The organism is Protofrankia sp. CiP1_Cm_nod1 (assembly GCF_920888515.1).
In the GTDB taxonomy this organism is placed as follows: domain Bacteria; phylum Actinomycetota; class Actinomycetes; order Frankiales; family Frankiaceae; genus Protofrankia.
In genome coordinates this window covers 1-3,930 of sequence record NZ_CAKKTM010000296.1, presented here as the reverse complement: position 1 = coordinate 3,930, position 3,930 = coordinate 1, and the positions used below count along the sequence as shown (strand labels likewise).

General features: G+C 69.2%; 4 protein-coding genes. All 4 read right to left on the bottom strand.

The window, feature by feature from the left end; genetic code table 11:
• Positions 1 to 290: 290 nt before the first annotated feature.
• Positions 291 to 857, bottom strand: a complete 567-nt coding sequence (locus NBX02_RS13395) for a GNAT family N-acetyltransferase (protein WP_250291583.1) — start codon at positions 855 to 857, stop codon at positions 291 to 293.
• A gap of 157 nt (positions 858 to 1,014) precedes the next feature.
• Entirely contained in the window at positions 1,015 to 1,464 is a 450-nt protein-coding gene (locus tag NBX02_RS13390) for a GNAT family N-acetyltransferase (RefSeq protein WP_250291582.1), read from the bottom strand.
• Positions 1,465 to 1,534: 70 nt separating this feature from the next.
• Entirely contained in the window at positions 1,535 to 1,681 is a 147-nt protein-coding gene (locus tag NBX02_RS13385; protein WP_250285791.1) for a hypothetical protein, read from the bottom strand.
• Between the two features lie 45 nt (positions 1,682 to 1,726).
• The coding region (locus NBX02_RS13380) for a tetratricopeptide repeat protein (protein ID WP_250291578.1) at positions 1,727 to 3,930 on the bottom strand (2,204 nt) is incomplete at its 5' end.

Sequence of the window (3,930 nt, the reverse complement as noted above, 5' to 3'; positions counted from 1 at the left end):
CGCTCCGGCGGGGCGCAGCCGCGCACCCGCCGCGGCGGGTCGAACGACGTACCCGACGGCGCGCTCGCCGACGCGCTGCGCCGCGCCGGTCTCATCGACGAGTTCGGCAACAGCGTCAGCCAGCCGAAACGCCCCGGCCGGACCGGCCGCTGACCCACGCCCACCCGGCCGGCCGGCCCACACCGGCCGGCCGGGGATGTGGGATGCCCGGATCCGGGCCCGGCCAACCGCGGAGCGGCCGCACGGCCGCACGTCACGCCGAGCACCGTGGAGCGACGCCTGACGCGCGTTCACCGCAAGCCGCGGCACCTGGTCGAGCGCAGGGGGCGGTCCAGGCGGTATACGTAGTGCAGGGGGTCGTCGACGGGGTTGTCCGGCGCGAGGGGCCCCTGCCCGACACGTCGGAGGCCGGCTTTCTCCAGTGCCCGCCACGACGCCCGGTTGGCCGCCACGACCGGCACCATGACGCAGGTGGCCGCAGGATGGTCGGACCAGGTCCGTGCGATCATCGAGACGATCATGCGGGTGCCCAGGCCGCGCCCGGTCCGGCCGGGTTCACCGATCAGGTAGTCGAGGCTCATGGCGCCGGTGGGGACGTCGACGACGGGTGCCAGCTCGTCGCGGTAGGCGGGGTAGTCGGCGAGGTGGCAACGTTGCACCAGCCCGAGGGGCCGGTCGTCGAGCAGGGCGAGGAAGTCCTCCGACGGCTCCTCGCCGCGGGCCGCGGGGCCGAAGTCGCGGCGGACGGCCTCGATCGTGCTCTCGTGGTTCCACCAGCGGGCGACGTGCGGCTGTTCCAGCCATCCCCGTAACAACACGAAGTCGGACTCGTCAAGCTGCCGCCAGGTAATCGTCATGGATCGCTCCGATGAGACGGGACCACAGACGACCGTCGACCACGGTCAGTAACAATGTAGATGTTCGGTCGCGTGCTCTCCAGCGTCCACATCCGTGGGCTGCCCGCGGTGGACAGGGGCGCCGGGCCGGTCAGGCCCGGCCGGAGGCCGACGGCGTTCAGCCGGGTTTTTCCATATCGATGAACTCCACGGCCCCACGGCCGTCGAACGTCTCGGTGTGGCGGCCGGTCTCGGTGAAACCAAGACGCCGGTACAGACGGACGGCGCGTGTGTTGAAGGCCGCGACATCGAGCACGACCCGGCGCTGCCCGTAGACGGGACGGGCGAGCTCCAGACCGGCCAGCACGAAGCGCTCGCCGAGCCCGCGGCCGGTGAGATCGGGCCGCAGGCCGAACCCGTAGAACAACGCGTCGTCGTGTAGCTCGAAGAAGTAGAAACCGACCAGGGCACCGTCGTCGTCGCGGGCGGCGAAGAACCGTTCGGGATTCTTCACGGGCATACCGTCGCTGTTGTAGAAGTCGTAGGGCGGGTCGTAACGCCAGGCGTCGCGCTCGCGGAACATCGCGTCGTCCGCCGGTTCGATCCGCACCGCTTCCGCCCACCCCACATGTCGGCCCCGTATCGCCAGCACGATTCTCCCAGGCCACGCCACGGGGCCGCCACGGGATGACCGGACGCTACCGAGAGTAGCTTCCCACCGCACCCTCGGCGAGGATGCCGCGCGCACCGTCCTCGCCGTGGCACGAGACCGGTGGCCCCCGGGCTCCCGGCATGCCCACGTCCGTCCCCGGCAGGATGATTCCGGCGGCCGGCTGTTCCGCCATGCGGCTTCCTGAAAGAGCCCGGACGTGAACGGAACCTGGTCGGCTTCAGGCTTCGCGGTCGGCTTCCCGCGACGGGCCGGCTGGGCTGGGCTCCGTTCGCGAAGCTGCTGTTACCCGGGCCAGGGCTTCCTTCGTTGTGGTTACCGCCTGGTCGGAGTCCCCCAGGACCATCAGCTGGTCGGCGAGGATGGCCTGGAGGGCTTCAGCCGCCTGGTGGTAGCGGCCCATCCGCTCGTACACGCAGGCGAGCTCGTACCACCTGTGCAGCGTGTCGTGATGTTTCGGGCCGGCCAGCTGGCGCATGCCTTCGATCACTTCGTCGAGTTCCGCGGCGGCGCCGTCGAAATCCTGCAGGTCGATGAGCACTCCGCTGAGAGCGTGGCGCGTGGCGACGGTGTCGCGGTGATAAGGGCCGTGGGACTTCATCCGCTCGGTGACCAGCTTCTGGAGCTCGGTGGCCGCCGTGGGCCAGTCGCCGGCCTTCCACCGATGTGTCGCCAGGTTGTTCCGGAGAACCGACACGTCACGGTGTTCCGGGCCGAGCACCCGCCGCATGTCCGCGAGAAGCTCCTGCATCTCCAGGACCGACTGGGCATAGCCGACGGACTCCGCGCGATAGCTGGCCAGCAGGCTGCGCAGCTCGAAAGTCTCCCGGGCCTCGGCGCCATGGATCCTCGTGGCGAGCTGTAGCAGAGCTTCGAGCTCGGCCACCGCGTTCGTGGTGTCTCCGGCCTTGGCCCGCCAGTACACAAGCTCGGCGCGGACGGCGAGCACCGCCGGGTCCGCCGGCCCGAGCACCCGCACCTGGTCGTCCAGCACGGCCGCCAGTTCGGCTGCCGCCTGTGCCGGATGGCCTGCCTGGCCCCACTGGTAGCCGAGGTTACGCCGAGCGGCGATGGTCATCGGGTCATCCCGGCCCCAGGCGGCCGTCAAATCGGGAATCAGCGATCCAAGACTGATGATCGCCTCCTGTGTCTCCCCCGCGTCACCCAGCCACACAGCGAGCTGGTTGCGCAGGGTGAGAGTGTCCGGATGGCGTTGCCCGAAGCGCTCGACGGCTTGTTGGGCGAGCTGCCGGCACAGGTGTATCGCCTCTTTGAGCTGCACCACCGTTCCGAGACTCTCGACGGTGCGCATCATGATTCTGTGCATGCCGCCCTGGTCCAGATCCCAGATCGCGGCCGGCCAGTTGTCCTGGAGCGCCATCGCGTTGGCCCGCAGCAGCTGCCCCCTGTCCTCGTTGTTGTCGGCGGAAGGCCAGATCTCCAGGAGAGCGTCCGCGGATGTCCGGGCGACCTCGGTCGACCGAAGCGCGCCGAGGTCCTCCCGCACGGCTCGCTGCACGAGCGCATGAACGCGGATCATGCTCTTCTCGTACGTCACCAGATGGAACCGGTGCAGGCCACGCAGCCCGTCGTGGATGTCGTCCCGGGTAGGCTGCCTGGGCAGCCGCTCGGCGAGGTAGCCCTGGACGGGTGACGCCTTCATGACATCCCCCGGGATACCGTTGGGGTTCAACGAGCTGACAATCTCCAGGAGCGGCCGGGCGAGCCCGACCGGGGGCAGTCTGTCCGCCGCCTCGATGGACAGGGCCCAGGTCGTCGCGACGGTGTGGGAATATCCGTCATAGACGGTGTCCAGCGTGGGGAACAGCTCCGTCAGCCGCTTTTTACGGTTGGCGAACCGCTCTCGGTACCCACTGCAGGTCAGATCCTGGTCAATCATATAGGCGGTGGCATGGCTGAGCGCCAGCGGCAGCGCACCCAGATCCGCCACGACACCGTTGACGGCATCGTCCCCGTCGGCCAGATGCCGATATTTCTCATTCTCGAACTTCCTGCGCAGGTACTCGACCGCCTCGGTTTTCGTGAACACGTCGACTTCGACGAGACTGCGGCCCGCCAGCAGATCCGCGTCACGCCGCCGAGTGGTGACGACCGTGCGCCCGCTCGGCCGGCCGGGGGGCCACAGGTCGCGGATTTCGGCCGGCCCCGCCAGGTCGTCCAGGACGATCAGCCAACGCCACCGGGTTCTTGCCAGCCACGTGAGCAGCCGGGCCGCGGTGCGTTCCGGTATCTCGTTCTCCGGCCCGAGCCTGAGGTCCGTTCCCGCCTGCACGAGGTCTATTCCCGCCTGTACATAGCCGGATACCACCGAGTCGCGGCTGAGCGCCGACACCCACACCATCAGATCGAGTTCTCCGGCGTCCCAGAGCTCGCGGGCGAACTCGGCCGCGAGCTGTGTCTTAG

Bases quoted from the DNA above. Each gene is read 5' to 3' on its own strand.
- NBX02_RS13395 (WP_250291583.1), bottom strand. From the start codon at position 857: ATGACGATTACCTGGCGGCAGCTTGACGAGTCCGACTTCGTGTTGTTA.
- NBX02_RS13385 (WP_250285791.1), bottom strand. From the start codon at position 1,681: ATGGCGGAACAGCCGGCCGCCGGAATCATCCTGCCGGGGACGGACGTG.